At 59.5% G+C, this 26266-nt stretch carries 27 protein-coding genes and 1 tRNA gene; 19 read left to right on the top strand and 9 right to left on the bottom strand.

Translation table 11 applies throughout. The features are described from left to right. The first annotated feature begins 61 nt into the window (after nucleotides 1–61). Genes GQ39_RS26585 through GQ39_RS26575 form a run of 3 tightly spaced genes read left to right on the top strand, consistent with a single transcriptional unit; the run spans nucleotide 62 to nucleotide 3487 of the window. Nucleotides 62–1357 (top strand): murein hydrolase activator EnvC family protein, encoded by a 1296-nt coding sequence (locus GQ39_RS26585; protein WP_047536335.1) that lies wholly within the window; start codon nucleotides 62–64, stop codon nucleotides 1355–1357. A gap of 31 nt (nucleotides 1358–1388) precedes the next feature. After that, the gene (locus GQ39_RS26580; protein WP_047536333.1) at nucleotides 1389–2708 is read left to right on the top strand and encodes a S41 family peptidase; all 1320 of its coding nucleotides are present in this window, start codon (nucleotides 1389–1391) and stop codon (nucleotides 2706–2708) included. A 2-nt stretch (nucleotides 2709–2710) separates the two neighbouring features. Continuing rightward, complete coding sequence (locus tag GQ39_RS26575) at nucleotides 2711–3487, top strand: divergent polysaccharide deacetylase family protein (protein WP_047536331.1); 777 nt, start codon at nucleotides 2711–2713, stop codon at nucleotides 3485–3487. Nucleotides 3488–3541: 54 nt separating this feature from the next. Here the strand turns inward: GQ39_RS26575 and GQ39_RS26570 are convergent, their stop codons facing one another. From GQ39_RS26570 to GQ39_RS26540, 7 genes are all read right to left on the bottom strand, one after another. After that, nucleotides 3542–4297: a substrate-binding periplasmic protein gene (locus GQ39_RS26570; protein WP_047536329.1), complete on the bottom strand. Its 756-nt coding sequence runs from the start codon at nucleotides 4295–4297 to the stop codon at nucleotides 3542–3544. A 236-nt stretch (nucleotides 4298–4533) separates the two neighbouring features. After that, nucleotides 4534–5304, bottom strand: a complete 771-nt coding sequence (gene hisF / locus GQ39_RS26565; protein ID WP_007897430.1) for an imidazole glycerol phosphate synthase subunit HisF — start codon at nucleotides 5302–5304, stop codon at nucleotides 4534–4536. 91 nt (nucleotides 5305–5395) lie between these two features. Continuing rightward, complete coding sequence (gene hisA, locus GQ39_RS26560) at nucleotides 5396–6145, bottom strand: 1-(5-phosphoribosyl)-5-[(5-phosphoribosylamino)methylideneamino]imidazole-4-carboxamide isomerase (protein ID WP_047536324.1); 750 nt, start codon at nucleotides 6143–6145, stop codon at nucleotides 5396–5398. A 92-nt stretch (nucleotides 6146–6237) separates the two neighbouring features. After that, the gene (locus GQ39_RS26555) at nucleotides 6238–6501 is read right to left on the bottom strand and encodes a DUF2164 domain-containing protein (protein WP_047536323.1); all 264 of its coding nucleotides are present in this window, start codon (nucleotides 6499–6501) and stop codon (nucleotides 6238–6240) included. Then, nucleotides 6502–7140: an imidazole glycerol phosphate synthase subunit HisH gene (gene hisH / locus GQ39_RS26550; RefSeq protein WP_047536321.1), complete on the bottom strand. Its 639-nt coding sequence runs from the start codon at nucleotides 7138–7140 to the stop codon at nucleotides 6502–6504. Further along, nucleotides 7140–7733 (bottom strand): imidazoleglycerol-phosphate dehydratase HisB, encoded by a 594-nt coding sequence (gene hisB, locus GQ39_RS26545; RefSeq protein WP_047536319.1) that lies wholly within the window; start codon nucleotides 7731–7733, stop codon nucleotides 7140–7142. The genes hisH and hisB overlap by 1 nt, the downstream gene beginning before the upstream one ends. A gap of 217 nt (nucleotides 7734–7950) precedes the next feature. Continuing rightward, a complete protein-coding gene (locus GQ39_RS26540; RefSeq protein WP_047536317.1) occupies nucleotides 7951–9615 on the bottom strand; it encodes an OFA family MFS transporter in 1665 nt (554 codons plus the stop codon). 289 nt (nucleotides 9616–9904) lie between these two features. Here GQ39_RS26540 and GQ39_RS26535 point away from each other — a divergent pair, with 289 nt between their 5' ends. The 8 genes from GQ39_RS26535 to GQ39_RS26500 all read left to right on the top strand — a co-directional run bounded on the left by GQ39_RS26535 (nucleotide 9905) and on the right by GQ39_RS26500 (nucleotide 17187). Next, a complete protein-coding gene (locus GQ39_RS26535) occupies nucleotides 9905–10309 on the top strand; it encodes an acetyl-CoA sensor PanZ family protein (protein WP_047536315.1) in 405 nt (134 codons plus the stop codon). Between the two features lie 78 nt (nucleotides 10310–10387). Then, a complete protein-coding gene (locus tag GQ39_RS26530) occupies nucleotides 10388–12613 on the top strand; it encodes an AsmA family protein (RefSeq protein WP_047536313.1) in 2226 nt (741 codons plus the stop codon). Continuing rightward, nucleotides 12610–13677 carry an A/G-specific adenine glycosylase gene (gene mutY / locus GQ39_RS26525; protein WP_047536311.1) on the top strand — a complete coding sequence of 356 codons (1068 nt, stop codon included), beginning with the start codon at nucleotides 12610–12612 and terminating at the stop codon, nucleotides 13675–13677. Before GQ39_RS26530 ends, mutY begins: the two co-directional genes overlap by 4 nt. Continuing rightward, nucleotides 13674–13946: an oxidative damage protection protein gene (locus GQ39_RS26520; RefSeq protein WP_047536309.1), complete on the top strand. Its 273-nt coding sequence runs from the start codon at nucleotides 13674–13676 to the stop codon at nucleotides 13944–13946. Before mutY ends, GQ39_RS26520 begins: the two co-directional genes overlap by 4 nt. Before the next feature lie 103 nt (nucleotides 13947–14049). Further along, nucleotides 14050–14125: transfer RNA gene (locus GQ39_RS26515), tRNA-Phe, on the top strand. 234 nt (nucleotides 14126–14359) lie between these two features. Continuing rightward, nucleotides 14360–14797 carry a hypothetical protein gene (locus GQ39_RS26510; protein WP_047536308.1) on the top strand — a complete coding sequence of 146 codons (438 nt, stop codon included), beginning with the start codon at nucleotides 14360–14362 and terminating at the stop codon, nucleotides 14795–14797. 448 nt (nucleotides 14798–15245) lie between these two features. Further along, a complete protein-coding gene (locus tag GQ39_RS26505; RefSeq protein WP_047536306.1) occupies nucleotides 15246–16325 on the top strand; it encodes a hypothetical protein in 1080 nt (359 codons plus the stop codon). 70 nt (nucleotides 16326–16395) lie between these two features. Further along, on the top strand, nucleotides 16396–17187 hold the full coding sequence (locus GQ39_RS26500) for a TSUP family transporter (RefSeq protein ID WP_047536304.1): 792 nt from the start codon (nucleotides 16396–16398) through the stop codon (nucleotides 17185–17187). Nucleotides 17188–17296: 109 nt separating this feature from the next. Here the strand turns inward: GQ39_RS26500 and GQ39_RS26495 are convergent, their stop codons facing one another. Beyond that, nucleotides 17297–17746: a hypothetical protein gene (locus GQ39_RS26495; protein WP_047536302.1), complete on the bottom strand. Its 450-nt coding sequence runs from the start codon at nucleotides 17744–17746 to the stop codon at nucleotides 17297–17299. A gap of 216 nt (nucleotides 17747–17962) precedes the next feature. Between GQ39_RS26495 and GQ39_RS26490 the strand changes: the two genes are divergently transcribed. Genes GQ39_RS26490 through GQ39_RS26480 form a run of 3 tightly spaced genes read left to right on the top strand, consistent with a single transcriptional unit; the run spans nucleotide 17963 to nucleotide 19838 of the window. Further along, nucleotides 17963–18925, top strand: a complete 963-nt coding sequence (locus GQ39_RS26490; protein ID WP_047536300.1) for an alpha/beta hydrolase family protein — start codon at nucleotides 17963–17965, stop codon at nucleotides 18923–18925. 37 nt (nucleotides 18926–18962) lie between these two features. After that, a complete protein-coding gene (locus GQ39_RS26485; protein WP_047536298.1) occupies nucleotides 18963–19379 on the top strand; it encodes a hypothetical protein in 417 nt (138 codons plus the stop codon). Between the two features lie 6 nt (nucleotides 19380–19385). After that, on the top strand, nucleotides 19386–19838 hold the full coding sequence (locus GQ39_RS26480; RefSeq protein ID WP_047536296.1) for a hypothetical protein: 453 nt from the start codon (nucleotides 19386–19388) through the stop codon (nucleotides 19836–19838). A gap of 88 nt (nucleotides 19839–19926) precedes the next feature. On the opposite strand, the gene gabP is transcribed toward GQ39_RS26480, so the two are convergent. Next, the gene (gene gabP / locus GQ39_RS26475; RefSeq protein ID WP_047536294.1) at nucleotides 19927–21318 is read right to left on the bottom strand and encodes a GABA permease; all 1392 of its coding nucleotides are present in this window, start codon (nucleotides 21316–21318) and stop codon (nucleotides 19927–19929) included. 564 nt (nucleotides 21319–21882) lie between these two features. On the opposite strand from gabP, the gene GQ39_RS26470 reads away from it, so the two are divergent. The 5 genes from GQ39_RS26470 to GQ39_RS26450 all read left to right on the top strand — a co-directional run bounded on the left by GQ39_RS26470 (nucleotide 21883) and on the right by GQ39_RS26450 (nucleotide 26086). Next, nucleotides 21883–22656 carry an ABC transporter ATP-binding protein gene (locus GQ39_RS26470; RefSeq protein ID WP_007972784.1) on the top strand — a complete coding sequence of 258 codons (774 nt, stop codon included), beginning with the start codon at nucleotides 21883–21885 and terminating at the stop codon, nucleotides 22654–22656. 13 nt (nucleotides 22657–22669) lie between these two features. Continuing rightward, entirely contained in the window at nucleotides 22670–23416 is a 747-nt protein-coding gene (locus tag GQ39_RS26465; protein ID WP_047536290.1) for an ABC transporter substrate-binding protein, read from the top strand. A 78-nt stretch (nucleotides 23417–23494) separates the two neighbouring features. Continuing rightward, the gene (locus GQ39_RS26460) at nucleotides 23495–24190 is read left to right on the top strand and encodes an ABC transporter permease (RefSeq protein ID WP_047536288.1); all 696 of its coding nucleotides are present in this window, start codon (nucleotides 23495–23497) and stop codon (nucleotides 24188–24190) included. Beyond that, nucleotides 24187–24876, top strand: coding sequence for an ABC transporter permease (locus GQ39_RS26455; protein WP_047536287.1), 690 nt, complete (start codon nucleotides 24187–24189; stop codon nucleotides 24874–24876). Before GQ39_RS26460 ends, GQ39_RS26455 begins: the two co-directional genes overlap by 4 nt. Beyond that, nucleotides 24857–26086, top strand: coding sequence for a methyltransferase (locus GQ39_RS26450; RefSeq protein ID WP_047536286.1), 1230 nt, complete (start codon nucleotides 24857–24859; stop codon nucleotides 26084–26086). The genes GQ39_RS26455 and GQ39_RS26450 overlap by 20 nt, the downstream gene beginning before the upstream one ends. Nucleotides 26087–26266 lie beyond the last annotated feature (180 nt).

The following is a 26266-nucleotide window of genomic DNA, read 5'->3' as shown; positions in this document are numbered from 1 at the left end:
TTTTTTTGCAGCGTGGGGCGGGCATACTAGGCCGTCCCTTTCCCTGGTGTCGCCCGCCTCTATGCTTCGCGTCCTGATAGCCCTCGCTCTGACTTGCCTGCTCCAACCGGCCTTTGCTGACGAGCGCGCGCAAACCCAACAGCAGCTGGACGCTACGCGCCAGGACATTGCCGAGCTGAAAAAACTGCTGGGCAAATTGCAGGAAGAAAAATCCGGTATCCAGAAGGATCTGAAAGGCACCGAGACCGAAATGGGCAAGCTCGAGAAGCAGGTCGAAGCCCTGCAAAAAGAGCTGAAGAAGAGCGAATCCGAGCTGCAGCGGCTCGATGCAGAGAAAAAAAAACTCCAGAGCGCACGCACTGAACAGCAACGACTGATCGCCATCCAGGCCCGCGCGGCCTACCAGAATGGCCGTCAGGAGTATCTCAAGCTGCTACTCAATCAGCAGAACCCCGAGAAATTCGCCCGCACCCTCACCTATTACGACTACCTGAGCCAGGCCCGCCTGGAACAGCTGAAGAACTTCAACGAAACCCTGCGCCAGCTGGCTAATGTCGAAAAAGACATCGCCGCCCAGCAAGCGCAATTGCTCGTGCAGCAAAGCAGCCTGGAAACCCAGCGCGGCGAACTCGAGAAAGTTCGCCAGGAGCGCCAGCAAGTCCTGGCCAAGCTCAATGACGACGTCAAGGCGCGCGACCAGAAACTGGCCGCCCGCGAGCAGGATCAGGCAGACCTGTCTAAAGTCCTTAAAACCATCGAGGAAACCCTGGCCCGCCAGGCTCGTGAGGCTGAAGAAGCGCGGCAAAAAGCGCTGATAGCCCAGCAGGAAGCCGAAAAAAAGCGTTTACGTGAGGCCCAGGCGCAGGCAGAAGCCACCGACGATGCCCCACGAAAACCCGTTAAATCGACACCCGGCGCACTGGTTTCAAGCTCAGGCGAGACCTTTGGCGGTCCATTTGCGTCAACCCGAGGCAAACTTCCATGGCCTGTCGACGGTCGACTGTTGGCACGCTTCGGTGAAAGCCGTGGCGACGATGCCCGGACCAAGTGGGACGGCGTGATGATCGGCGCCTCCGCCGGCAGCGCGGTGCATGCGGTTCACGGCGGTCGCGTCGTGTTCGCCGACTGGTTGCGCGGTGCCGGGTTGCTGGTGATTCTCGACCACGGCAACGGTTTTTTGAGTCTTTACGGTCACAACCAGACGCTGCTCAAGTCTGCGGGTGACGTGGTAAAAGCCGGTGAGTCCATCTCCACTGTCGGTAACAGTGGCGGGCAGGACACACCAGCGCTGTATTTTGCTATTCGTCAGCAGGGTCACCCGAGTGATCCGGCGCAATGGTGCCGCGCGCAAGGATAAGCGTGCCGCCTAATTCAGGAGTTCGTTCGACATGCTGCATTTGTCCCGCCTTACCTCGCTGGCCCTGACGATCGCCCTGGTGATCGGCGCGCCGTTGGCGTTTGCCGCTCAACCGGCCCCGGCCGTCGCGCCTGCTGGCACTGCTGCGACCACCAAGGCGCCATTGCCCCTGGAAGAGTTGCGCACCTTTGCCGAGGTCATGGATCGGATCAAAGCCGCTTATGTCGAGCCGGTAGACGACAAGACCCTGTTGGAAAACGCCATCAAGGGCATGCTCAGCAACCTTGATCCGCACTCCGCCTATCTGGGCCCGGAAGACTTCGCCGAACTGCAGGAAAGCACCAGCGGCGAATTCGGCGGCCTGGGCATCGAAGTCGGCGCCGAAGACGGCTTCATCAAGGTGGTATCGCCCATCGATGACACCCCGGCCTCCAAGGCTGGCATCCAGGCCGGCGACTTCATCGTCAAGATCAATGGCCAGCCGACTCGCGGCCAGAGCATGACCGAAGCCGTGGACAAGATGCGCGGCAAGATCGGCCAGAAAATCACCCTGACCCTGGTGCGCGATGGCGGTACGCCGTTCGACGTGACCCTGGCCCGCGCCATCATCCAAGTGAAGAGCGTGAAGAGCCAGCTGCTGGAGTCCGGCTACGGCTACATCCGCATTACCCAATTCCAGGTCAAGACCGGCGAAGAAGTCTCCAAGGCTCTGGCCAAGCTGCGCAAGGAAAACGGCAAGAAGCTCAACGGCATTATTCTTGACCTGCGCAACAACCCTGGCGGGGTGCTGCAAGCGGCGGTGGAAGTGGTCGACCACTTCATCACCAAAGGCCTGATCGTCTACACCAAGGGCCGCATCGCCAACTCCGAGCTGCGCTTCTCGGCCACCGGCAAGGACGAAAGCGAAGCCGTGCCAATGGTCGTGCTGATCAACGGCGGCAGCGCCTCGGCTTCGGAAATCGTCGCCGGTGCCCTGCAGGATCAGAAACGCGCCGTGCTGATGGGCACCACCAGTTTCGGCAAAGGCTCGGTCCAAACCGTGTTGCCGCTGAACAACGACCGCGCGCTGAAGATCACCACGGCGCTGTACTACACGCCGAACGGCCGCTCGATCCAGGCGCAGGGCATCGTGCCGGACATCGAGGTGCGCAAGGCCAAGATCACCAACGAGCAGGACGGCGAGTACTTCAAGGAAGCCGATCTGCAAGGGCACCTGGGCAATGGCAACGGCGGCGCCGACAAACCAACCGGCTCCAGCGGCAAGGCCAAGCCAATGCCGCAGGACGATGATTACCAACTGGCCCAGGCCCTGAGCCTGCTCAAAGGGCTGAGCATTACGTCCGGCCGTTGAGGATGACGCTGCGCTTCATCCTCGTGCTGTTGTGCTGTCTGGCGGGTACTGCTCACGCGGAGCCCGCCAGGCAGAAGCCTCACAAAGCCTATCTGAGCCTGATCATCGATGACCTGGGGCAAAATTTGCCCCGGGATCGTCGTGTGCTGGCGCTGCCCGGCCCGGTGACCACAGCGATCATGCCCGACACGCCCCACGCCGGCGAATTCGCTCGCGAGGCCCATCGCGCCGGCAAAATCGTCATCCTGCACATGCCCATGGACCCGGCCACCGGTCCGTTCGCCTGGCACCCTGACCTGCCCATCGAAGAACTTGAGAAACGACTCGACGCCGCGTTCAAAGCAGTGCCCTTCACCGCCGGAATCAACAACCACATGGGCAGTCGCATGACCGCTCAGCAACCAGCGATGGCGTGGTTGATGGCGAACTTGCAGGGGAGACACAAATTCTTCGTCGATAGCCGCACCAGCGCGCAAACCGTGGCGGCTGCCGAAGCGCAGAAGATCGGCCTGGCGAGTGTTTCTCGGGATGTGTTCCTGGACGACGAGCGCACCGAGGCGGCGATCCTCACGCAGCTCCAGACGGCGATCAGCCTGGCGCAAAAACAGGGTTCGGCGGTGATGATCGGGCATCCGTATCCGCAGACGCTGGCGGTCCTGGAGCGCGAGCTGCCCAAGCTCAAGGCTCAGGGCATCAACTGGATCGATATCAAGCAGATGATCAGTGTACGCAGCAATCGGGCGACAGCTGCCCATGGAAAGGACGGGGTGTACCGCTAGTTAGCGGCAGCACGCACCCCCACAGGGGAATGCAAAAAACTCCGCAGAGCGGCTTTAGAGATACCGCGCCATGATCTCTTCCACTTTGCCTTCCTTGCGCAGTTGATCCAGCGCCGCCTGAAGCCTGGCCACCATCTCGTCCGGCACATCCTTGTTCAACGCCAGGTACAACTCGGCACTGTTGAACCGCAATACGGTCTTGAGCCCGTTCACGCCTTCCTGACGCGCCAGGTAGCGCCCGGCCGGATCTCCCGTCGCCCACAGATCGATCTGGCCGTCGACCAGCTTGCTGGCGTTATCCTGATCGCGTAGCACCACGATGGGATTGAGCCCCTGCTTGGCCAGTGTCTCGGCGATCGCGTCGCCTTTGTAGGCGCCAATCTTGTATTGACGGGCGTCATCCAGGGTTTCGAGGGTGATTTTGCTGTCAGCTTTGGCCAACATGATCCAGTCGTCCGGACCGATGGGGCCAACCCATTTGAAGAGCTTTTCGCGATCAGGCAGCCGCGCCATGACGAACACCCCGTAGCCGGGCTTTTCCAGGGTGAGTTTGTAGATTCGTTCCCATGGGAAACGTAGCGTCAGGCTGTAGGTAATCTCGGCGCGCTTGAAAATTTCGCGGACGATATCGGTGGCGATGCCATTGATGTTTTCGTCCTGCGCAAAGTTCTTGCCATTCTTCGCCATGTTGTACGGAGGGAAGTTTTCCGTCAGCAACACTATGTCGGTGGCGGGATTGTCTGCCGCCCGCACTCCACTGAGGAACAACAGGCAAGCGCTGGCGAGGACAAGCAGAAGGCGTTTAAACATTGTCTGGCTACCGAAATCCATGGCGTACCCAAGAGTGCCTTGAGCCCGCCATGATGTCCACTGGCCTGCATCGGTTTGTTGAAGGTCTGTGCGAAAACTTGCCGAGCGGCAATCAGGCAAGGCAAAAACAGGCGAGGAACGGCCGGGGTCGCGTTCGACTGTAGGGGCCTACATGAGCATTCCGAGCCTGTTTTTAACGCAGCATGATTGTCGCGCAGGCAGTTTTCGCGCAGAGCTTAGCGCATCACAATTCCGCGATGGGCCATATAAGCCTTGGCTTCCTGCACGGTGTATTCGCCGAAGTGGAAGATACTCGCTGCCAACACCGCGCTGGCGTGGCCTTCGAGGATACCGTCGGCCAGGTGTTGCAGGTTGCCGACGCCACCGGAGGCGATCACCGGAATGCCCAGTGCATCGCTGATGGCGCGGGTGACGCCCAGGTCGAAGCCGTTTTTCATGCCGTCCTGGTCCATGCTGGTCAGCAGGATCTCACCAGCACCCAGGCCTTCCATTTTCTTCGCCCACTCAACCGCGTCGAGGCCGGTCGGCTTGCGCCCGCCGTGGGTGAAGATTTCCCAGCGCGGGGTTTCGCCCGGGCCGGAAACCTTCTTCGCGTCGATCGCGACCACGATGCATTGCGAACCGAAATGCTGCGCCGCTTCGCCGACGAACTCCGGGTTGAACACTGCTGCAGTGTTGATCGAGACCTTGTCCGCACCGGCATTGAGCAGGTTGCGAATGTCTTGCACGGTGCGCACGCCACCGCCCACGGTCAGCGGGATGAACACCTGGCTGGCCATGCGCTCGACGGTATGCAACGTGGTGTCGCGACCATCGACGCTGGCGGTGATGTCGAGAAAGGTAATCTCGTCCGCGCCCTGCTCGTCGTAACGACGGGCGATTTCCACCGGGTCACCGGCATCGCGGATGTTTTCGAATTTCACACCCTTGACCACCCGGCCGTTGTCCACGTCCAGGCAAGGGATGATGCGTTTGGCCAGGGCCATGCTTAATCTCCGATTAAGAGTTGCAAGCTTCAAGCTTCAAGCTGCAAGAAAGAGCGGACCGCAGTCACGCTTCTAACTTGCAGCTTGTAGCTTACAGCTTGGAGCTGGTCGCGTAGCTATCGCAGAAAGCCTGAGCTTCTGCCACATCCAGCGTGCCCTCGTAGATCGCCCGGCCGGTGATGGCGCCGATGATGCCTGGCGCCTTGGCGTCGAGCAGCGTCTTGATGTCGCCCAGGTTGTGGATACCCCCGGAAGCGATCACCGGGATCTTGGTCGCAGCGGCCAGCGCGGCGGTGAACGGTACGTTGCAGCCCTGCATCATGCCGTCTTTGGCGATGTCGGTATAAACGATGGCGGACACGCCGTCGGCTTCAAACTGCTTGGCCAGGTCGATGACCTGAATGGTGCTGATTTCAGCCCAGCCGTCGGTGGCGACGAAACCATCCTTGGCATCCAGGCCGACGATCACCTTGCCGGGGAACGCGCGGCAGGCTTCGGCAACGAACGCTGGATCCTTCACGGCCTTGGTACCGATGATCACGTAGCTCACGCCCGCTTTGACGTAGTGCTCGATGGTTTCCAGGGAGCGGATACCGCCGCCGATCTGGATCGGCAGGTTCGGGTAGCGCTTGGCAATCGCGGTCACCACTTCGCCGTTGACCGGCTGGCCTTCGAAGGCGCCGTTCAGGTCGACCAGATGCAGACGACGGCAACCACCCTCGACCCACTTGGCAGCCATGCTCACCGGATCATCGGAGAACACTGTGGAATCTTCCATGCGGCCCTGGCGCAGACGAACACAGGCACCGTCTTTAAGATCGATAGCGGGAATAATGAGCATGCTTTTTCCTTCGTCAAAAGAGCTGCAAGCTGCAAGCTATAAGCTGCAAGCAAGCACGCGTACTAATTCTTGCAGCTTGAAGCTTGAGGCTTTCAACTGCTTTTTTCGAGCGCCCATAGGTCGCTTTCGATGCTTTCGAACCTCTCTTTGAGGTGCGCCTGCACATCGAAAATCGCCCTGTTGTAATAGTGCGGAGCAATTTCACGGGTAAACAGCTCAAGAATCTCAGCCGCCTCGAATGTGCCGAGGTCGAGTTCGAAGCGGTCTTCCATGAAACGCTTGATCTTGCTGTTGGCCTCGCTCTCCTGCTCAGGGGTGAGCGTGAGGATCGGCGGCCTGGATTTCTTGATGGCCATTTACCAGCGACCGTCCCACGCAGCGAAGTTCTGCAGCAACTGCAGGCCATGGGTATGGCTCTTCTCCGGGTGGAACTGCACGGCGAAACGCGAGCCATCGGCCAGCGCCGCGGCGAAATCGACACCGTAGTGACCGCCACCGACCACCTGACGCGCATTGGCGGCGGCGATGTAGTAGCTGTGTACGAAGTAGAAGCGCGCCAGGTCCGGAATGTCGTGCCACAGCGGGTGACTCACCTTCTGCTTCACTTCGTTCCAGCCCATGTGCGGGACTTTCAGGTGTTCGCCGTCTTCGTGCAGGTCCTTGCCGAAGAACTTCACCGCACCCGGAAACAGGCCGATGCAGTCGACGCCGTCGTTCTCTTCGCTGCTGTCGAGCAAGGCTTGCATGCCGACACAGATGCCGAGGAACGGACGGTCCTGGCTGACTTCACGCACCAGCGAGTCGAAGCCCAGGCGACGGATCTCCGCCATGCAATCGCGAATCGCGCCGACGCCGGGGAAAACCACCCGGTCGGCTTCGCGAATCACATTCGCATCGCTGGTGATCAGGACCTTGCCGGCACCGACGTGCTCGAGGGCCTTGGCCACCGAGTGCAGGTTGCCCATGCCGTAATCGATAACCGCAACTGTCTGCATTACAGGACGCCCTTGGTCGATGGCATTTGCCCGGCCATGCGATCATCGAGTTCGACGGCCATGCGCAGGGCGCGGCCGAAAGCCTTGAACACGGTTTCGATCTGGTGGTGGGTGTTGTGGCCACGCAGGTTGTCGATGTGAAGGGTGACATTGGCGTGGTTGACAAAGCCCTGGAAGAATTCCTGGAACAGGTCAACGTCGAAGCCGCCGACAGTCGCGCGGGTATACGGAACATGCATCTGCAGGCCGGGACGGCCGGAGAAGTCGATCACCACGCGCGACAGCGCTTCATCGAGCGGCACGTAGGCGTGACCGTAGCGACGGATACCTTTCTTGTCGCCGATGGCTTTGGTGAATGCCTGACCCAGGGTGATACCGACATCTTCCACCGTGTGGTGGTCATCGATATGCAGGTCGCCTTTACTGACGATATCCAGGTCGATCAGCCCGTGACGGGCGATCTGGTCGAGCATGTGCTCAAGAAAAGGAACACCGATCTCAAATCGGGCCTTTCCAGTGCCATCCAGGTTGATCGAGGCTTTGATCTGGGTTTCCAGAGTGTCGCGCTCGACAGACGCCTTACGTTCGGCCATCACCAGCTCCGCAAAATCATTGGGCGAAAAAGGCAACCATTATAGGGGCGCGGGCCGGAAACAGAAACACGGGAGGTGATATCGCTGACGGAGTGAATCCGGGGGTGTCGGCGATGTACATGTCCATACAAGCCATTCTGGACGCTATGAAACAACTGTGGGAGCGAGCTCGCTCCCACAGGTTCGGTATCGGCCTGAGAATGCTCGGGCCAGTTCCTTAGTGGAACAACACTGCCGTTTTTTGCAGGGTCACCCACACACCCCACGCCAACGGAAGGCCCACTACCAGCCACGCCGCCACCGCCAACGGCTTGGAGCCCGCATCAGCTTTCCACTCCAGCACGGTGCTGCTGTCAGCGCCCTTGTCGTGGCCCAGCGCCTGTTCGGCGGCCAGTTCGGCGTCGGTCATGAAGTACTTGTCGGCCACCGGGCGTACCAGCAGGTTGCACAGGAAGCCCAGCACCAGCAGGCCGGCGAGGATGTACAAGGTGATGTCGTAGGCAGCCGCGCGCTCAACGCCGATGCTCAGCTGATACTCGCGCAGGTAGTTCACCAACACCGGACCCAACACACCCGCCGCCGCCCACGCGGTCAGCAGACGACCGTGAATCGCACCGACCATTTGCGTACCGAACAGGTCAGCCAGGTAAGCCGGCACCGTTGCAAAGCCACCGCCGTACATCGACAGAATGATGCAGAACGCCGCCACGAACAGCGAGATGTTGCCCAAATGACCGAGGTTCGGGATCAGCGCATACAGGGCAAAGCCCAGGGCGAAGAACACGAAGTAGGTGTTTTTGCGGCCCAGATAGTCCGAGAACGAAGCCCAGAAGAAGCGGCCACCGATGTTGAACAGGCTCAGCAGACCGGTGAAGCCTGCGGCGATCGCGGCAATCGAAGCCAGTTGCGCAGCGTCCAGCTGACCAAACGTCAGCCCATTACCCAGCAACTTGCCGGCGAACACTTCCTGCAACAATGGCGAAGCCATGCCCAGGATGCCGATACCGGCGGACACGTTCAGGCACAGCACCAGCCACACCAGACGGAATTGCGGGGTCTTCCACGCCACATTCACGTGGACGTGGCGATGCGTGATCATCGCGTTCGAAGCTTTCTTCACCGGCGCGGTCCAGCCTTCAGGCTTCCAGCCAGTAGGCGGCACGCGGTAAGACAAGGCGCCACCGATCATGAACACGAAATAGATCGCGGCCATCACCAGGAAGCTCTGCCACACGCCGACGCTGGTGGGCGAGGCGAAATGCCCCATCAACGCCGCAGCCAATGGTGCACCGACCATCGCGCCACCGCCGAAGCCCATGATCGCCATGCCGGTGGCCATGCCACGCTTGTCCGGGAACCACTTGATCAGGGTCGACACCGGCGAGATATAACCCAGGCCCAGGCCGATACCACCAATCACACCGGAGCCGATCCACATCAGCCAGATCTGGTGCGTGTACACACCCAGCGCCGAAATCAGCAGACCACCGCACCAGCACAGTGCTGACACAACGCCAGCCTTGCGTGGCCCGGCATGTTCCAGCCAGCCACCCCAGATCGCTGCAGAGCAACCCAGGAAGATGAAGAACAAGGTGTAGATCCAGCCGAGCATCGAGATCGGCCAGTCGCATTGCGAAGAAAAGACTTGAGCGATGAAGCTCATGTCCGGCGCGCAAGCCACCGGAGCGGTAATGCCCAGCGCCTTGGACAGTGGCAGCCAGAACACCGAGAAACCGTAGGCCATGCCAATGCACAAGTGGATGGCCAGCGCGGCCGGTGGCACCAGCCAACGGTTGAAACCGGGCTTGGCGATGATGCGCTCCTTGGACAGGAACGCGGGCTGATCGGCTTTCAAGCCGTCCGCCGCTATGCTCGTGGTCATTGTGTATCCCCCAATTATTAGTATGGTGCGTCAGTCACTCCTCACCCTCAGCCTTGATTGCACGCAGGCACGACCGTTTTTTCAGGCTAAAGCTGCATTTTGCTGCGACGACTCGCCGCAGAAGGACCGACGAACGGACGAAGGTTACCATTTGCACGTGACAGTAAAACCAAACTGACATCATGTTTTGTACGTTATCCGATCTCTTCTCCTGTGGGTGCTGCCGAACGGCCCGAGCCGCCGGCATCTCCGACAGGGAGCAATCCGTTTATAACTGACAGGAAACGATATGCCGATCATTGTCGAGCCGCTGAACGAAGCTACCTACCAGGATCAGCAAGACCTGCAGAAAATTTACCGCGATGCCCCGGACTGGCTGTTCACACCGTTTGCCACAGATACACAGCTGATTGAAAGCTGCCTGCAGGAAGGTTCGCTGATTGCAGGACGCTTCAACGACCGACTGTTGGGCGCTGCCCGCCTGCAACGGCACCCCGACGCTTGGTATTTGTCTCAATTGTGCGTACGAAAAATCACCCGTCGTCGTGGGGTAGCAGAACGCCTGGTGTGCGAAGCGCAGAAAATGGCTGCGCAATCGGGCGCCTCATTGCGTCTTCTGGCCCCCGCCGGACATCTGGAAGCCCAAGCACTGGCTGCCAAGTTGCACGTACCGCTGGATGCTCTGGCGGAATGATCGCTGACCGGTCGTCCGTTTTGGGGCGCTATACTCCTCGGCTAAATTACGAATTCGACTAATTAAAAGGACTCGCCCATGAAAGCGTTCGGCAAAATCCTGGGTCTGGTGCTTCTCGGGCTGTTGCTGATCATTGTGGCGCTGGGCTTTGCCCTGACCCACCTCTTCGATCCCAACGACTACAAAGACAAGATTCGCCAGATAGCCCGCGACAAGGCCCACATCGAGCTGACGCTCAATGGCGATATCGGCTGGAGCCTGTTCCCATGGCTGGGCCTGGAGTTGCACGATGCCGGTGTTGCGACCCTGGCCAAGCCCACCGAACCGTTTGCCGACTTGCAGATGCTCGGCCTGTCGGTCCGCGTGCTGCCGCTGCTGCGCCGTGAAGTGCAAATGAGCGATGTGCGCGTCGAAGGCCTGAATCTGCGCCTGACCCGCGATAAGGATGGCCACGGCAATTGGCAAGACATCGGCAAGGTCCCGGCGCCGACCACTGCTGGCACGCCTGCCGCTACCGCCAATGAATCGCCCCCCCCAACCACGGCCCAGGTTGAAAAACCGTCCCAGCCGATCCGCCTCGACATCGACAGCCTGACCATCAATAACGCCCGCGTTGAATACAACGACGAGCAGACCGGCAAGCAGTTCAGCGCCGAAAGCATTCAGCTCAGTACCGGCCCGGTGCATGACTCGACCAGTATCCCGGTCAAACTCACCGCTTTCCTGGGTACCAACCAGCCGGTTCTGCGGGTGCGCACCGAACTCAACGGCGAGCTGCGTTTCGAACGCGCCTTGCAGCGCTACAAACTCGAAGACATGCGACTGTCCGGCGAAGTGGCCGGCGACCCGCTGCAAGGCAAGACCATGACCTTCGCCGCCCAGGGCCAGTTGTTACTGGACAAGGCGGCCAACGTCGCCGAATGGACCGGCATCAAAATCTCCGCTAACCAACTGCGTGCGCTGGGTGAACTGAAGGTCAATGACCTCGATAAGACGCCGCAGGTCAGTGGCGGCCTCTCGATCGCCCAGTTTGATCTGGCGAAGTTCGTCGACAGCATCGGTCAGACCCTCCCGGCCATGGCCGAGGGCAGCCTGAGCAAGGTCGAACTGGTCAGTCGCCTGTCGGGTACGCCGAGCAGCCTTGTACTGGACGACATCAACCTCAAAGTCGACGACAGCACCTTCAGTGGCCGCATCGCCGTCGAGGACTTCGCCAAGCAATCGCTGCGGGCGGTGCTCAAGGCCGACACCTTCAATGTCGACCGTTACCTGCGGCCAAAATCGGCGGAGGCCAACAGCGCGACGCAAGTGCGTCAGGCCGAAGTCGCCAGCACCGAAGCGGATGCCCTGGCCGGCGCGGGCAGCACACCACTGCCACAGGCACCGACCAAGGGCGCTTGGAGCAGCGAGCGCCTGTTGCCGGTGGAGCGCCTGAGCAAACTTGATGTGGATGCCGATCTGACCTTTGGCCAGTTGACCCTGGACAAACTGCCGATCCAGAACGCCGCGCTCAAGGCCAACGGCCAGGGCGGACTGCTGACCCTGACAAACCTGCGTGGCGATCTGTACGGGGGCAATTTCGAAGCCACCGGCACCCTGGATGTACGCCAGCAGGTACCCGCGCTGAACCTGCAGACGAAAATCAACCGGGTCCCGGTGGAGAAAATCCTCGAAAGCCAGGGCAAGAATCCACCGGTCAAAGGTCTGGTCACACTCAACAGCAACCTGACCGGCAACGGCAACAGCCAGAAAGCGCTGATCGAAACCCTCAATGGCAACGCCGGCTTCGTCATCAACAATGGCGTGTTGCTCAACGCTAACCTTGAACAACAACTGTGCAAGGGCATCGCCACGCTCAACCGCAAAAGCCTCAGCGGCGAGCCACGGGGCAAGGACACACCGTTCCAGGAGCTCAAGGGCAACCTGACCTTCCACAACGGCGTGGCCAGCAACCCGGACCTGAAAGTGCGCATCCCGGGCATGACCGTCAAGGGTGACGGTGATGTCGACCTGCGGGTGCTGGGCATGGATTACCGCGTGGGCATCATCGTCGAAGGCGATACCAGCGCCATGCCGGACCCCGCTTGCCAGGTGGGCGACAAGTTTGTCGGCATCGAGTGGCCACTGCGTTGCCGCGGTCCGCTGGAGCTCGGTGCCAAGGCTTGCCGTCTCGATAACGAGCGCATGGGTCAGGTCGCGAGCAAACTGGCAGGCGACAAGATCAGCGAAAAAATCGACGAGAAGCTGGGCGACAAAGTCAGCCCTGAACTGAAAGATGCACTCAAGGGGCTGTTCAAGCGATGAAAGCCGAGCAGTTTTCAACGGCGGTGCTGGACTGGTACGACCGCCACGGCCGTCACGATCTGCCCTGGCAGCAGGACATCAACCCGTATCGGGTGTGGGTTTCGGAAATCATGCTGCAGCAGACCCAGGTCAGCACCGTGCTCAATTACTTCGACCGCTTCATGGCCTCGCTGCCGACGGTCGAAGCCCTGGCCGCTGCGCCGGAAGACGAAGTGCTGCACCTGTGGACAGGCCTGGGCTACTACACCCGTGCGCGCAACCTGCAAAAGACCGCGAAGATCGTCGTCGAACAGTACGGCGGCGAATTTCCGCGGGACGTGGAAAAACTCACCGACCTTCCGGGCATCGGACTGTCGACAGCCGGGGCCATTGCCAGCATCAGCATGGGCCTGCGCGCGCCGATCCTCGACGGCAACGTCAAACGCGTGCTGGCGCGGTTTACGGCGCAAGAGGGTTATCCGGGCGAGCCCAAGGTCGCCAAACAGCTCTGGGCCAACGCTGAACGCTTTACGCCCCATGACCGGGTCAACGCCTACACCCAGGCGATGATGGATCTGGGTGCCACACTCTGTACCCGCAGCAAGCCGGGTTGCCTGCTCTGCCCGCTGCAAAAGGGCTGTGAAGCGCACATGCTCGGTCTGGAGACGCGCTACCCGATCCCCAAACCGCGCAAGGCCGTGCCACAGAAGCGCACGCTGATGCCGCTGCTCGCCAATGGCGACGGCGCGATTCTGCTCTACCGTCGCCCTTCCACAGGCCTGTGGGGCGGTTTGTGGAGCCTGCCGGAACTCGATGACCTCGACGATCTGCAGCACCTGGCGTCGCAGCACTCTCTGGCGCTGGGCAACCAACAGGCCCTGCCGAACCTGGTGCACACCTTCAGCCATTTTCAGTTATCCATCGAACCCTGGCTGGTACAGGTCCAGGAGGACGGCCACCACGTGGCCGAGGCCGACTGGCTCTGGTATAACCTCGCCACCCCGCCGCGCCTGGGCCTTGCCGCCCCGGTCAAAACCTTGCTCGAACGCGCGGCCGCCGTATTGAACGCAGGAGAGTCGTCATGACCCGCACCATCATGTGCCGCAAGTACAAAGAAGAATTGCCAGCCCTGGAGCGCGCTCCATTCCCGGGCGCCAAGGGCCAGGACATTTTTGACCACGTCTCGGCCAAGGCCTGGGCCGACTGGCAAAAGCACCAGACCCTGCTGATCAACGAAAAACGCCTGAACATGATGAACGCCGAAGACCGCAAATATTTGCAGGGCGAGATGGACAAGTACTTCTCCGGCGAGGATTACGCCAAGGCTGAAGGCTACGTTCCGCCTACAGAGTAACCCTGCAAAATCGGGGGGCGGATCGTAAGCGACGGAATTAATTTAAGAAATTTTAAAAAAGTCGTTGACGTAAATCCGAAAAACCCTTTTAATGCGCCCCGTTGCCCAGATAGCTCAGTCGGTAGAGCAGGGGATTGAAAATCCCCGTGTCGGCGGTTCGATTCCGTCTCTGGGCACCAAATACCGAAAACCCTGAATCGCAAGATTCAGGGTTTTTTTTATGCCCGTGATTTGCCCAGTCCTAACACCGCCGAAAATTCCTACGCCAGCCACGCCCTTTTCTCTCTAGTCGCATCCCCCTCCTCACACATCACCTTGGGATACGTCTCATTGAGCGCACCCCCCTTACAAAGTGAAACTTTTGCAGCAGCAAATCTGCCTGCATTCAACGTTTCAAAGTAAGGAAACATTTCTTGAATACGCTTTTGAAGTTCCTCGCCCTGTCGACAATTATTGCGACAGCAAGCGGCTGCGTCAGCTACAACAACAGCCAACCTTCTTCGCCGATCGACAGCACCGTCAAAGCAGACCTGAAAGCAGACATCGCCGTCGGTGACGCCATCTCCGGCCAATCTTCGGTCAACGTCCTGTTCGGCGTCCTCAAGTTTGGTGGCGACTCCCAGTTTGCGGATGGCGTCAGCTACGGCGGCGAGAGCGGTGGCCTGAGCGGTCTGGGTCTGGATCCCGTCAGCGCCGTCAAATCGGCTGCGGCCTACAAAGCGGTCAAATCCTCCGGAGCCGACCTGATCGTCGCCCCTCGCTATGAAGTGAACGAAGAAAACTACTTCATCTTCAAAAAAGTTTCCGTCACGGTAAAAGGCAACAAAGGCAACATCCGCAGCATCCGCTAACACATCCCCCCAGGTGTTTGTTCGGCAATCCATCCATTGAGCTTTGGCAAACCGAAAACCCTAGCGCAATGCATTCCGCAAGCAGCCAGTGAAAAATGGCTGTTTGCGGACTTGAGAACCGCCTGGCTCCCCCTTTCCAAGTGCCGAAATACGGCCAACGCCCGCCCCTTTCCCGCCTAATACCGCCGGGTAACCCCGTTTTGCTTTTTCCTCCGGCCTTGAGGGCTGATGGCCTGCCCGTGCAAACAAAGCAACACTTGCGAGAGCTGAGCTTCGAGAAGCGCCTGATATGGATGACCAGCCCCGGTCCTGGATATCTCTCAGGCTTGTCGGAACGCTCCGTACGCTTTGACCGAAACGGATGACATACGCTGATCTCCGAACTGAGCAGAATAGGAAAAAGGAGCTGCCGCATAACCGGGAGTAGCTACATAGCAAGGATGTAGAAATGACTTACGCCATCAAATCGGACGTCGGTACCGCTGATTTTTTTACTGAGCTGGAAATCAGAGTTTTCCATTTTGATGCTCAGCAATCGACATTGCTTCACAAGTTCGCCGAAGAACTGGCTGCCATTGGGGGGCCGCAGGCACCGGGAGCCAGGTCCAAAGCCTCTCTTGCAGCTTCCGAACTAAAGTTCTCGCTCTCGAAAACCCAATGCGCTCTACTGGCCACCTACTCCGACGGCCTTGTTTCCGCGCTGATCTTTGAAGGGCTGCAAAAAATCACCGATGCCAGCCCTCCAAATGAATTGCCTGATCTGACCTCCCTGGAAAATCGTTACGACGTCCTTTGCCTTGCCTCCCGCAACCAGATCTTGTTGGAGCTGGTGGATAACCGTGCTTTTGCCTATGACATGGATAACGAAGGAAAGCTGGTTCGACTGGTGGCCAACTTCAAGGGCGGCGGACTCATCAAAATCAATGCCGAGCCGGAAACAAAAGAACTGAGCTCCCATTCCGGTCTCGCGCTTGGCCCGCACACGGAGGCGCCTTACTGGTGCGCCGTGAACGCCAAGGACGGGCACTCACCGTCTCCGTCGTCACTCATACTTTCCGCCTTATGGAACCCGAGCCTGGAAGCTACGCGGATCATCGCGCTACCTCCCATACTCGAAAAAATTGGCGTCACCAACTGCCTCGCACTGACCACGGGTAACTTCCAGTTCACCCGCAGTGACTCCTTTGTCAGAGGCAAGGGAGAGGATGGTCGCAACGTTTCGATTCTGGAGTTCGATGACAAGATAGGGTTCGCGGCCCGCTTTAACTCGTACCGTTTTTCCGTCAACGACAACGCCTCGCATTTTGTCAAAGCAGCCTATGCCGCCCTCTGCCAGGGTGTAGGCGAAGCTACTCCAGCCCAATACACGCTGACGCAAGAGACGGCCTTGGTCATCAATAACGTTCGGGCGCTGCATTGTAGGGATGTCATCAGAGACAACAGGCGGGTCTTGGTCCGTACTTTCGGACTTTCAAAATTTTCCACCCCTATCGTAATTTCAGAGGATCCATTACTGGTGCAGGGCTGAGTGCTTAAGTTCGGGCCGTTGCATGACCAATCATGTGATTGCCGGCCAATTACCAACAGGGAGGAATGTAATGTCTTGGGATCTCATTGGCATGTTGGCGCTCGTCGCTTTCTGCGCCGGCTTTTTTGATGCGATTGCCGGTGGGGGTGGCCTGATCACTTTGCCTGCCTTGTTTCTGGCAGGGGTAGATCCGATCAGCGCGATTGCAACGAACAAGTTCCAGGCCGCGTCGGCAACTGTTTCTGCCACGGTGACCTTTGCTCGCAAAGGACTTATCGAGTGGCGTGAAGGCCGCTTCCTGGTTATCTGCGGATTTATGGGTGGCGCCAGTGGCGCCTTACTGGTCAGCTCTATTGATAAGCGCTATCTGGAAGTATGCGTGCCCATCATGCTGATTCTGGTGGCCATTTATTTTGCGCTATCTCCAAAGCTGGCCAATGAAGATCGACGCAAAAGAATCGGCATTCTGCTGTTTTCCTTTACCCTGGCGCCGATCCTGGGTTTCTACGACGGCATATTTGGCCCGGGCGTGGGCTCTTTCTTCATTGTCGGATTCGTACTTCTCTGCGGCCTGGGCATGATGCGAGCCATGAGTTTTACCAAACTGGCCAACGCCTCCTGCAATCTCGGCTCTCTTTCGATCTTCATAACCAAAGGCGTGATCATCTGGCCAGTGGCCATCGCCATGGCTTTGGCAGCCTTCGTCGGCGCGCAACTGGGTGCCAGAGCCGCTGTTCGAGTCGGTCCACGACTGATCAAACCCATGTTGATCGTGGTCTGCTGCGCCTTGGCCATCAAGCTGCTAAGCGTAGAAACCAACCCCTTGCGCGTTGCGGTGATCCAATCGCTGGCTTGGTTATGAGCACTCCAATCAACCGGCTCCCCCCAACCAATCACCGCCCACACATACAAAAAACCCTGAATCAAAAGGTTCAGGGTTCTATTTCCCTCCCCCGGTTTTTGCCCACTCGCTAACTTTTACTGTTCCAGTGAAAGACCATGTTGCGGGCCGCTCCGCTGCCGATATCCGCCGTGTCACGCCGCTCCTCGCCGTTACGCGAGGCGACGACGGTGTATTTGCCAGCGGGCAATTGCACATAAACCAACGGGCCGGCCTCGTTCAATGTCAGCACGGTTTGTCCGTGGTCTTTCTGTATGACCACGCTCACATCAGGGATGTACTCGTTCAGGGGGCCAACGGAGAAGGTCATGTGCAGGTTATAGCCTGTGGCCTGCTGGATGGCGTGCGCTTCATCTTCGCCGATGCCGCCAGACAGATAGGCAATTCCGTTTTCCTCTTGCCGCTGAATCTGCACGCCCGAACCGTCAACGGGCTCCAGGCTGGCGGCAGGCAATATGGCTGAAAACATGAATACGCCGACCGTGGCGATGGGCAACAGCAGTGAATGGAAGGTTTTCATGATGGTGACTCCCGGGCTCTTCAGAACCCATTCGTTACCCTTCTTTTGATTTGCGCGCGAAGGCAGGAGTTTTAGATTGATTCAGTCTTGGGGCGAGCACGAAACGACCCCGGACTGCTAAGCGCCGCTGAGTCAGAACCAACGATAACCCCGATGGATTGTTCATCTGCCGCGTGAAGACTATCGTTGGCAACTATCCGCAAAGGACGGGCACCGATGAACTTGCAGGAAACCCCACCCCTCGCCGCCACTCAAATCGAGCTGCCGCTGGCGAGTGACGCACTCGGTGAGCCCTTCAAGGAGCCCGCCGCAGATGGCTTTTTACTCGGAGGTTTCACCTGGCGGCACGCTGCCAGGGACACTCAGCGCCCGGTCGTCATCATCAACGCCGCCACCTCGGTGCGCTGCCGTCACTACTCGCGATTCGCCGACTACCTGTTTGCCAATGACTTCGACGTGATCACCTATGACTACCGCGGCATCGGTGAATCGCGCCCCGCGTCGCTGAAAGGATTGAAGGCGTCATGGTCCGACTGGGGCGCCCTGGATTTCGAAGCGATGCTCAAGCGCGCACAGCGTGAGTTTCCCAATCAGCCGATCGATGTGGTCGGACACAGCTTTGGAGGCTGTGCAGCGGGCTTGGGAGCGTCGGGACGGCTTATCCGCCGCTTGGTGACCGTTGGCGCGCAATTCGCGTACTGGCGCGACTATGCGCCCGCTCATCGCTGGCGGATGCTGGGCAAGTGGCATGTGGTGATGCCGTTGATCACGATGATCTACGGTTACTTTCCCGGCAAGCGCCTCGGCTGGCTGGAAGACACGCCCGCCGGCGTGGTCCGTGACTGGTGTACGCCCACCGCTCGTTACGAAAGGCGCCCCAGCGGCCAGGATCTCCATGTCAGAAATTTTGCCGCTGTCACCGCGAAAGCCCTGGCCATCAGCGTCAGCGACGACCCCTATGGCACGATCCCGGCCATCGAACGCCTGCTCGGCTACTTCACCCACGCCAGCAACACCCACCTGCGCATTGCGCCCCAAGACATCGGCGAAAAAGAAGTTGGGCATTTCGCCTTTTTTCGCAGCGCATACCAAGCCACACTATGGCCCATTGCATTGTCCTGGCTGCAAAACGGTGAGCTGGCCCCCGACACACCCGGGCGGACGGTGCCCCGCAGCTGAATAAGCCGCCCTTTCAACGAATTACGGAACGACGCCCATGGCCTCCGCCAACAAGCAGCAAAAACGCGCCTCCCGCGCCAAGGCCAAGGCCAAGCAGAACCGCACGCAACGGGCCGCCGCGCCGGTTGAGCTGGACCCGAACGACGACCGCATCGACTTTGAGTCGGTGGACCTGACCGAACTGTTCAAGAAAATGATCGACGCGCAAAAGATCAGCCAGCAAGCCATGTGCACGGCCTTCCTCGAAGACCCGCTGCTGGAACTGGTCTACGAGCAGGAAGGCGAAGAAGGCGCGATGGATTTCATCCTCGCCGCGCTGATCGAGTATCGCCAATGGTCCGCCGACACCGATGAAGCCGGTGCACTGGCGTGGATCGAGTCCCCGGCCTTCCAGGCTGATTACGTGGCGGCGTCCGACGCCATCGCGACCCAAACCCAACAGAAACCGAACTGAGTTCCCATGGCCTCCCTGAACAAGCAACAGAAACGCGCCAAACGTGCAAAAGCCAAAGCCAGGCAAATCAACATCCACGGCAGAAAACCCGCCGCGCTGGATGATGACCTGGGTGAAATCGGCGAGCCGATCCCGGAATACACCCTGGCGATGTTCAGCAAGATGCGTGACGCGGAAGCCATCGGTCGCAATGACATGCTGCTGACCCTGCTGACCGATCTCGCCGGGATCATCAACGACCATCCCGAACTGCTGGACATGGAAAACGCCGACAACGAAGCCATGGCCGCCACCCACCTGGCTGCCGACATGCTGATCGACTATCGCATGTGGGCCGACGGCATGGACCGCGATACCGCCCAGGCCTGGCTGACCGACCCGCAGTTCATCACCGACTTCGGCGATGCACTCGACAGCTATCGCCAGACGCTGGATGCCCAGGAAGCGAAAGGCGAGTAAAGATTTCGAGACAAATAAAAACGGCCGCTTGTCATCGCTGACAGCGGCCGTTTTTTTATTTCAACAACGCTTGGCCTGAGTCAGAGACTCAGCGCGCAACCGCTCCAATCATCTTCTCGCTACGACGACGGCGAGCCACCAGCAGGCCGGCCGCAACCACCATGACGGCGAGCAGGCCGGTCGCGAGGATTTCCACACGATGGGCCTCCTGGAACAGCATGATGGTCAAGGCGCCGACGATGAACACGATCACCGCGTAGGTCAGGCCCGGGAACAGCCACATGCTGAAGACGATTTTCTCGCCGCGAGCCATACGCTGTTTGCGCATGCGCAGTTGTGAGATCGCAATCACCAGGTACACCAGCAGTGCAATGGCACCGGAGCTGGCCAGCAGGAATTCGAACACTGCCGCCGGGGCCACGTAGTTGGCGAATGTCGCCAGGAACGCAGCACCTGTGGACAACATCACCGCCCAGTATGGCGTGCCGCTGTTGTTGGTGCGGGTGGACATGGCCGGCGCATCACCGCGCTTGCCCAGGGAGAACAACATGCGCGACGAGGTGTAGAGCGCCGAGTTCAGGCAGCTGGTCACGGCGACCAATACCACGATATCAACAACCATTTTGGCATTCGGAATGCCCATGCGCTCAAGCACGGTCTGGTAGGAACCCAGGCTGGCCAGTAGCGGATCGTTCCACGGCACCAGGGCCACGACGATGAAGATCGATACGAGGTAGAACAAGCCGATCCGCCAGATCACCGAGTTGGTGGCCTTGGAAATTTGCTTGCCAGGGTTCTTCGATTCCGCGGCCGCGATGGTCACGATCTCGGTCCCCATGAAGGAGAACATGGTGGTCAGGATCGCGCCCAACACCGCGCCCATGCCGTTTGGCAGGAAGCCCTGAGTATCGAACAGGTGCGAAACGCCGCTGACCTGGCTGCCTGGCAGGAAGCCGAAGATCGCCAGCACGCCGAGCACAATGAAACCGATGATCGCCAGGACCTTGACCAGGGCAAACCAGAATTCGAACTCGCCATAGTTCTTCACGCTGAACAGGTTGGTCACTGTCAGCAACATCGTGATCACCAAGGCAAAGGCCCAGATAGCCACGTTAGGGAACCAGGCATGCAGGATGGTCGCGGCGGCGTTGGCCTCCAGCGGGATGACGAGCACCCAGAACCACCAGTACAACCAGCCGATGGTGAAACCGGCCCAGTGACCGATCGCGCGATCGGCGTACGTCGAGAAGGAGCCTGTGTCCGGCGAGGCGACTGCCATTTCGCCGAGCATGCGCATAACCAACACCACCAGCATACCGGCGGCGGCGTAGGCCAACAGGACGGCCGGGCCTGCGGCGGCGATTGCGTGACCCGAGCCGACGAACAGGCCGGCACCGATTACCCCGGCAATCGACAGCATGGTCACATGACGCGGTTTGAGCCCCTGTTCGAGGCCATTAGAGCTATGGGTACTGCTCATTGAAACTACCTTTGTAAGGAGAAGCGAATGCGTTCACCCCCTCGGCGCCTTCTGTGTAAAAAGAAACAAACGGAGGTGTTCCGGAATCTGCACGCAATAATTGCGCCAAAATGTTTCAAAGCCGCCTAATCCGGCGCTTTCCACCTGACCGGACAGTCATCGCAAGCCATTGATATTAATGGCACTTTGCCAGAACGTTACCCTGCGACTCACTTGAAGTGACAATCCCGCGCACCGGAAACACACACAAAAATAGCTCGACGCACGATAAAAGGGCAGATCGGCAACCTTTGGCCTGTTAGCGCTTCCAACCCCCCGCCAAAGCTGGCAACATCGCGCCCTTTTTTAGAACAGCCGCCTGGCTTTCTCTCCAGAAGCAGGGTTCAAACGACTGTTCGGTTGTTGATGGGGCGACAGTCTGCTGTGCCGATGCGACAACCTGCCCCATGCCACCCGTTTACTGCCCGTAGCGCTGTTGGCTGCCTTTGAAACGCTATGCTAGCTTGGCCGCCTCGCCAGGAAGGCCACCAACAGCAGGAGCGCAAAACACAATGAGGAACGCACATGGCTGAGGCCACGCCCGCGCTTGAAATCCGCAACTTGCACAAACGCTACGGCTCGCTGGAGGTGCTCAAAGGCATCTCGCTGACAGCCCGCGATGGCGATGTGATCTCGATCCTGGGTTCTTCCGGTTCCGGCAAGTCCACGTTCCTGCGCTGCATCAACCTGCTGGAAAACCCGCACCAGGGCCAGATCCTGGTCGCCGGCGAAGAACTCAAGCTCAAAGCCGCCAAGAATGGCGAACTGGTCGCTGCCGACGGCAAGCAGATCAACCGTCTGCGCAGTGAAATTGGTTTTGTATTTCAAAACTTTAATCTGTGGCCGCACATGAGCGTGCTCGACAACATCATCGAGGCCCCGCGCCGCGTGCTCGGCCAGAGCAAGGCCGAAGCCATCGAGGTCGCCGAAGCCTTGCTGGCCAAGGTCGGCATCGCCGACAAGCGCCATGCTTACCCGGCGCAACTGTCCGGCGGCCAGCAACAGCGTGCGGCCATCGCCCGCACCCTGGCCATGCAGCCCAAGGTCATCCTGTTCGACGAGCCCACCTCCGCCCTTGACCCGGAAATGGTCCAGGAAGTACTTAATGTCATCCGCGCACTGGCCGAAGAAGGCCGCACCATGCTGCTGGTCACCCATGAAATGGGCTTCGCCCGTCAGGTCTCCAGCGAAGTGGTGTTTCTCCACCAGGGCCTGGTAGAAGAGCAAGGATCGCCACAGCAGGTGTTTGAAAACCCGCTTTCGGCACGCTGCAAACAATTCATGTCCAGCAACCGCTAACGGAGCTACCCGCATGCAGAACTACAAAAAGATCTTCCTGGCTGCCGCCGTCACCCTGGCCTTCAGCGCCGGTGCCATGGCCGAAACCCTGAAGATGGGCATCGAAGCGGCCTACCCGCCGTTCAACAATAAAGATGCCAGTGGCAACGTTGTCGGCTTCGACAAGGAAATCGGCGACGCCCTGTGCGCCAAGATGAAAGTCGAATGCACCGTTGTGACGTCCGACTGGGACGGCATCATCCCGGCCCTGAACGCCAAGAAGTTCGACTTCCTGATCTCGTCGATGTCGATCACCGACGAGCGCAAGCAAGCGGTGGACTTCACCAACCCGTACTACTCCAACAAGCTGCAATTCATCGCGCCGAAAGATAAAGAGTTCAAGACCGACAAGGCTTCCCTGCAAGGCAAAGTGATCGGCGCACAACGTGCGACCCTCGCCGGCACCTGGATGGAAGACAACATGGAAGGCGTTGAAGTCAAACTCTACGACACTCAGGAAAACGCCTACCTCGACCTGACTTCCGGTCGCCTGGACGGCATCCTGGCGGACAAGTACGTCAACTACGAGTGGCTGAAAAGCGACGCCGGACGCGCCTACGAATTCAAGGGCGACCCGGTGGAAGAAAGCGACAAGATCGGCATCGCCGTTCGCAAGAACGACCCGATCCGCGAAAAGCTGAACGCCGCGTTGAAAGAAATCGTTGCTGACGGTACCTACAAGAAAATCAACGACAAGTACTTCCCGTTCAGCATCTATTGATACTGACCTGCCGGACCGGTGTCGCCTGCTGACGGCGCCGGTCCCCGGCCTTGCCTGCCGCGATTTGAAAAGAAATCCATGATTATCGACCTCTACGGATTCGGCCCGGCGCTCGCCGCCGGCGCGCTGATGACTGTGAAACTGGCGCTCTCGGCCTTGTGCCTGGGGCTGGTACTCGGTCTGCTCGGCGCCTTGGCCAAGACTTCACCGTACAAGCCGCTGCAATGGCTTGGCGGCACGTATTCGACCCTGGTTCGCGGTATCCCGGAATTGCTCTGGGTCCTGCTGATCTACTTCGGCACCGTCAACCTGATGCGCGCCCTGGGCGAGTTCTTCGGCAACCCCGACCTGGAACTCAACGCCTTCGCCGCCGGCGTCATCGCCCTGGGCCTGTGCTTCGGCGCCTACGCCACGGAAGTGTTTCGCGGTGCGATCCTCGCCATTCCCAAAGGCCATCGTGAAGCCGGTGTAGCCCTGGGCCTGTCGAAATGGCGCATCTTCACCAAACTGATCATGCCGCAGATGTGGCGCATCGCCCTGCCCGGCCTGGGCAACCTGTTCATGATCCTGATGAAGGACACCGCACTGGTGTCAGTGATCGGCCTGGAAGAAATCATGCGTCACGCGCAAATCGGCGTGACCGTGTCCAAGCAACCGTTCACCTTCTATATGGTCGCCGCGTTCATGTACCTGAGCCTGACGATCCTGGCCATGACCGGCATGCACTTCCTGGAAAAACGCGCCGCCCGCGGCTTCGCGAGGAGCGCCCAATGAACTGGGAAATCATCATCAAGTGGCTGCCAAAACTGGCCCAGGGCGCAACCCTGACCCTGGAGCTGGTGGCCATCGCCGTGATCGCCGGCCTGCTGCTGGCGATTCCGCTGGGCATCGCTCGTTCATCGCGCCTGTGGTGGGTGCGGGCATTTCCCTACGGCTACATCTTCTTTTTCCGTGGCACGCCGTTGCTGGTTCAACTGTTCCTCGTCTATTACGGCCTGGCGCAGTTCGATGTGATTCGCAACAGCTCGATGTGGCCCTACCTGCGCGATCCGTTCTGGTGCGCCACGGCTACCATGACCCTGCACACCGCGGCCTACATCGCCGAGATCCTGCGCGGCGCGATCCAGGCGATTCCGCCGGGCGAAATCGAAGCGGCGCGAGCCCTGGGCATGTCCAAGGCCAAGGCGCTGATCTACATCATCCTGCCCCGTGCCGCGCGCATCGGCCTGCCGGCCTACAGCAACGAAGTGATCCTGATGCTCAAGGCCAGCGCCCTGGCCAGCACCGTGACCCTGCTGGAACTGACCGGCATGGCCCGCACCATCATTGCCCGGACCTACCTGCCGGTGGAGATCTTCTTCGCCGCCGGCATGTTCTACCTGGCGATGGCTTACGTGCTGGTGCGCGGCTTCAAGCTGCTGGAGCGCTGGTTGCGCGTCGATGCCTGCCAAGGGCGTTGATTCCCACGTGTTGACGGGCGAGGCCCTGCTCGCCCGCTTCACCGCGCTGGATGCGTTTCTGACACAGCATCAGGCGCTGTGGAAGCCTCGACCGTTTACTCATCTGCAGCTTCCCTGGGAAACGGCCTACCCCGAATTGACCACCTGGCTACGCGGCCGATCACTGGAAGACGCAGAAAACGCCCACAACCAACCTGCCCTGCTGGACGCGCCGGAGCCTTTTGCTTCATTGGCGGCGATGTCCCTTGAATTGGCTGCAGTGGGTGAGTTGCCGGCGCATGCACTGGAGGCTGCGGGTCATCGACTGAACGTGGATGTACCGGGACGCAAGTGGCAGCAGATCGAAGCCTTCGCCAGTCGATTGCAGTTTGCGGAGGCACCAAGGCACTGGCTGGACTGGTGCTCGGGCAAAGGGCACCTGGGCCGACGGTTGCTGCAAACCGGTCAACAACTGACCTGCCTCGAATACGACCCGGCGCTGGTTGCCAGCGGCCAGGCACTCAGCCAACGTCATCAACTGCATGCGCTGCATGTCGAGCAGGATGTGCTCGCGGCGGATACCGCTACGTTACTGAGCGTTGGCCACACACCGGTAGCCCTGCATGCCTGTGGTGATCTGCACGTGCAACTGATCCATCTGGCCAGCGCAGCGGGCTGCAAACAAATCGCCATCGCGCCTTGCTGCTATAACCGAATCAATCTTCCCCAGTACTCACCGATATCTTCGGCCGCCAGGCACTCCGAGCTACAGCTCTCTATCGACGATCTCGCACTGCCGATGAGCGAAACCGTTACCGCGGGTGCGCGCGTCCGTCGTCAGCGCGACACCTCCATGGCCCGGCGACTGGCCTTCGACCTGCTGCAACGCCAGGTGCGTGGCGTGGATGAGTACCTGCCAACGCCTTCCTTGCCCAGCGCCTGGCTGGACAGCCCCTTCGCCGAGTACTGCCAGCATCTGGCCCGACTCAAAGACTTATCCACAGTCGGCCAGCAAAATTGGGGGGTACTGGAAGCCAGCGGTTGGCAGCGCCTGGCGCAAGTGCGCAATATTGAGCTGCTGCGTGGCCTTTTCCGACGCCCACTGGAGCTTTGGCTGGTACTCGATCGAGCGCTTTTCCTGCTCGATCAGGGCTACACCGTACGCCTCGGCACCTTCTGCGAAACCCCGCTGACGCCGCGCAATTTCCTGTTATTGGCAGAACGCCCTTAAGGCTGTGCAGCCTGTGGATAACTCTGTTGATGAAAATTTCGTGGATCCAACATTAAAAGCTGTTTCAGGGGTGAAACGATACTGTTCAGATTTCGTACACCTGAATAAAAAACCTGAAAAACAGTGATTTGCGAACCAGATGAGAACGAGTCCACAAATTCACGCACGATTGCGTGCGCC

Origin of the sequence: Pseudomonas sp. 11/12A (assembly GCF_000800055.1) — a bacterium.
GTDB lineage: Bacteria > Pseudomonadota > Gammaproteobacteria > Pseudomonadales > Pseudomonadaceae > Aquipseudomonas > Aquipseudomonas mohnii.
Note: the sequence above shows the minus strand (reverse complement) of the source record. Positions and strands in the feature narration are given on the sequence as shown.